This window comes from Streptomyces corynorhini, from assembly GCF_003346515.1.
Taxonomy (GTDB): Bacteria; Actinomycetota; Actinomycetes; order Streptomycetales; family Streptomycetaceae; genus Streptomyces; species Streptomyces corynorhini.
This window is the reverse complement of the sequence record NZ_QQNA01000289.1, coordinates 1-3,356: the sequence shown is the minus strand read 5'-3', so window position 1 is coordinate 3,356 and position 3,356 is coordinate 1. Positions and strand designations below refer to the sequence as shown.

General features: G+C 71.8%; 5 protein-coding genes. 2 read left to right on the top strand and 3 right to left on the bottom strand.

Going from position 1 to position 3,356, the window contains the following annotated elements; all coding sequences use genetic code 11:
• Nucleotides 1-341, top strand: a 341-nt coding sequence (locus tag DVH02_RS29335) for a MarR family winged helix-turn-helix transcriptional regulator (RefSeq protein WP_114626886.1), incomplete at its 5' end; no start/stop codon positions are given.
• A 319-nt stretch (nt 342-660) separates the two neighbouring features.
• Here the strand turns inward: DVH02_RS29335 and DVH02_RS29325 are convergent.
• Nucleotides 661-912: a type B 50S ribosomal protein L31 gene (locus DVH02_RS29325; protein WP_114626885.1), complete on the bottom strand. Its 252-nt coding sequence runs from the start codon at nt 910-912 to the stop codon at nt 661-663.
• Between the two features lie 170 nt (nt 913-1,082).
• On the opposite strand from DVH02_RS29325, the gene DVH02_RS29320 reads away from it, so the two are divergent.
• The gene (locus DVH02_RS29320; protein ID WP_114626884.1) at nt 1,083-1,724 is read left to right on the top strand and encodes a histidine phosphatase family protein; all 642 of its coding nucleotides are present in this window, start codon (nt 1,083-1,085) and stop codon (nt 1,722-1,724) included.
• A gap of 90 nt (nt 1,725-1,814) precedes the next feature.
• On the opposite strand, the gene DVH02_RS29315 is transcribed toward DVH02_RS29320, so the two are convergent.
• Together DVH02_RS29315 and DVH02_RS29310 are read right to left on the bottom strand one after the other, a co-directional pair.
• A complete protein-coding gene (locus tag DVH02_RS29315) occupies nt 1,815-2,018 on the bottom strand; it encodes a cold-shock protein (RefSeq protein WP_114626883.1) in 204 nt (67 codons plus the stop codon).
• Between the two features lie 283 nt (nt 2,019-2,301).
• Nucleotides 2,302-3,294, bottom strand: coding sequence for an aldo/keto reductase (locus DVH02_RS29310; protein ID WP_114626882.1), 993 nt, complete (start codon nt 3,292-3,294; stop codon nt 2,302-2,304).
• Nucleotides 3,295-3,356 lie beyond the last annotated feature (62 nt).

The following is a 3,356-nucleotide window of genomic DNA, read 5'->3' as shown; positions in this document are numbered from 1 at the left end:
GCGTCCGTGAGTACTCCCTGCTCGACGTGCTCAGCAGGCAGCACGACGGCGAGGGCGGTCATCTGCAGATGAAGCAGGTCGCCGACGCCGTCGTGCTCAGCCAGAGCGCCACCACCCGCCTGGTCACCCGTCTGGAGGACCGCGGCCTGCTCGTCCGGTATCTGTGCCCCACCGACCGCCGGGGGATCTACACCAACGTCAGCGAGGAGGGCCTGGAGCTGGTCGCCCGCGCGCGGCCGACCAATGACGCGGCGCTCCGCGAGGCCCTCGACGAGGCGGTGAAACTGCCCGAACTCGCCCCGCTCGTCAGGACGGTCGAGGCGCGCGGCACATCCGCCTGACGGATGGCGCGCGTCCCGCGCGCGGCAGCGGACCCCGGGCGCCCGCGCGGCCCTGGGCGCCCGCGCGGCCCTGGGCGCCCGCGCGGCCCTGGGCGCCCGCGCGGCCCTGGGCGCCCGCGCGGCCCTGGGCGCCCGCGCGGCCCGAAGCGCGCCGGAACACACGCGAGAGCCGGACAGAGACCCTCTTCGGGCTTCTGTCCGGCTCCGTTTCCGCACACGTCGTTCGCTTGTGTTCCGTGTGCGGTTTCCCTCTTCTTCGAAATGCGTTCTCTCCGCGGAGCGGGAGGCGTGGCGAGCCGTGCGACGCACTCCGGTCCGGTCAGCTCTGGTGCTTTCCGTACCGGCGCTCGAAACGCTCCACCCGGCCCGCGGTGTCCACCACACGCCCCTTGCCCGTGTAGAACGGGTGACTCGCGGAAGAGATCTCGACATCGATGACGGGGTACGTGTTGCCGTCCTCCCACTCGACGCTCCGGTCCGAATCGGCGGTGGAACGCGTCAGGAACGCGGTGCCCGCCGCGCGGTCGCGGTAGACGACAGGGCGGGAGACGGGGTGGATACGAGGCTTCATAGGGCGCTCCCTCCATACGATGGAGGTCTGCTCCATCCAGTGGGTACATCTGGTGCAACACGGGGGCGACCGGCGGCATTCCCGGCGGGCACGGCCGACGCGACGGGAGACACTGGAGCGGACGGCTCCCCGGCGGCGGGGCGCGGTAAACAGGAGAGCGAGCGGCCCACATGGGTGAGTTGATCTTGGTGCGGCACGGCGAGACCGCCTGGTCCCTGTCCGGGCAGCACACCAGCAGGACGGATCTGCCGATGACCGGGCGCGGCGAGAGCGAGGCGCGCTCGCTGGCACCGCTGCTGGCGGAGCGCCGTATCGGACTCACGCTCGTCAGTCCGCTGACCCGCGCGCGGCGCACGGCGGAGCTGGCCGGGCTGGACCGGCTGCGGATCACCCCCGAGCTGCGCGAGTGGGACTACGGCGGTTACGAGGGCGTCACGACCGCGGAGATCCTGCGTTCACGTCCCGACTGGGATCTGTGGACGGACGGGGTCGCGCCCGGACCCGCCGACGGGCCGGGCGAGAGTCCCGGAGAGGTCGGCCACCGTGCCGACCGGGTCCTGGCCGAGGCTCTGGAAGCCCTGCGGTCCGGCGAGGACGATGTCGCCCTCGTCTCGCACGGCCACTTCCTGCGCGTGCTGACCGCCCGCTATCTCGCACTGGCACCGGCCGCCGGAGCCCTGTTCCAGCTGACCACGGGCACGCTGTCCCGGCTCGGCACCGAGCACGGCCGCCCGGTGATCACCGCCTGGAACCTCGCCCTGCCCGAGAGCGTGCGCCTGCACACCACCCGCGCCCGGGAGGATGTGGCCTGAGACGCGCCGGGGCGCCGGCCCGTGGCGGACGAGTCCGCCGGGCCGGCGCCCCGGCTGTTCCCTGACCGCGCGGACCTGGGTCCGCGGAGGTCAGGAGGGGAGGATGTTCTCCGCCTGCGGGCCCTTCTGGCCCTGCGTGACGTCGAAGGTGACCTGCTGGCCCTCCGTCAGCTCACGGAAGCCCTGGGTGGCGATGTTCGAGTAGTGCGCGAACACGTCGGGACCGCCGCCGTCCTGGGCGATGAAGCCGAAGCCCTTTTCCGAGTTGAACCACTTCACTGTTCCACTGGCCATGTTGAGTCTCCGTTTCAAGGGACGCAAAGGTCTCCCGCACGGTGCGGGAAACCGGAGGTGATCGCCCTGGTCCGCAGAGACGCTGAACAGCACAAACGCCCGTAACGGCACGTCACGGGCGAGCGGTACTTCGGAACCACGACAGCTGATCAAGACGCTACATGGCTCGAAGCGATACAGCCACAGAAACGAGCAAGTCTTGCGCTCGTGCCGCCCGATCGGCGTGCGAACGGTCCGCCTTCACCCGTTCGCACGCCCTCTGCGGGCGCCCCGCGAGCCACGCCTACCAGCGCGGGTGGACCGCCGCGCGCAGCCGCCGGTCGTACAGCTCCCGTACGGCGTCCAGCACGGGCTCCGGCAGCGGCTCCGACGCCGCGGCCGCGCTGTTGGCACGGGCCTGTTCGACCGAGCGCGCGCCGGGGATGACACTGCTGACGCCCGGCTGCTGGATGATCCAGCGCAGCGCGGTGGCGGCCGGGGTGGCGCCGGCGGGCGCGAGCCGCGCGAATTCGGCGGCGGCGGCGAGCCCCGTCGGGTAGTCGACGCCCGAGAAGGTCTCGCCCTGGTCGAACGCCTCGCCGTGCCGGTTGTAGGCGCGGTGGTCGTCCGCAGCGAAGACGGTGTCCTTCGTGTACTTCCCCGTCAGCAGGCCGGAAGCGAGCGGAACCCGCGCGATGATCCCGACCCCGGCCGCCCGTGCGGCCGGCAGGACCTCCTCCAGCGGCTTGGTACGGAAGGGGTTGAGGATGATCTGCACGCTCGCGACGCCGGGCCGCGCGATGGCCGTGAGCGCCTCGGCGCAGGTCTCCACGCTCACCGCGTAGGCCGCGATCCGCTCCTCGGCCACCAGTGTGTCGAGGGCGTCGAAGACCTCGTCCGACGCGTAGACGGGCGAGGGCGGGCAGTGCAGCTGTACGAGGTCCAGAGTGTCCACGCCGAGATGGGCGCGCGAGCGGTCGTTCCAGGCACGGAAGTTGTCCAGGACGTAGTTCTCCGGGAGCTGTTCGGCGCGTCGCCCCATCTTCGTCGCGACGAACACCTCGGCGTCCGGCCGCTCCTTGAGGTACCGGCCGATCAGCCGCTCGCTGCGGCCGTCGCCGTACACGTCCGCCGTGTCGAAGAACGTGACCCCGGATTCGACCGACGCGTCCAGGACCGCCAAGGCGTCCGATTCGGCCACGTCTCCCCAGTCCGCGCCCAGCTGCCACGTCCCCAGCCCGACGACGGACACCTCACGCCCGGTCCTGCCCAAAACTCGCTGCTCCATACGGATCATGCTACGGCCGCCGCGGCATCCGCCCCGCCCTCGCCCCCCTCGGCGGCCGTAGCATGATCCGT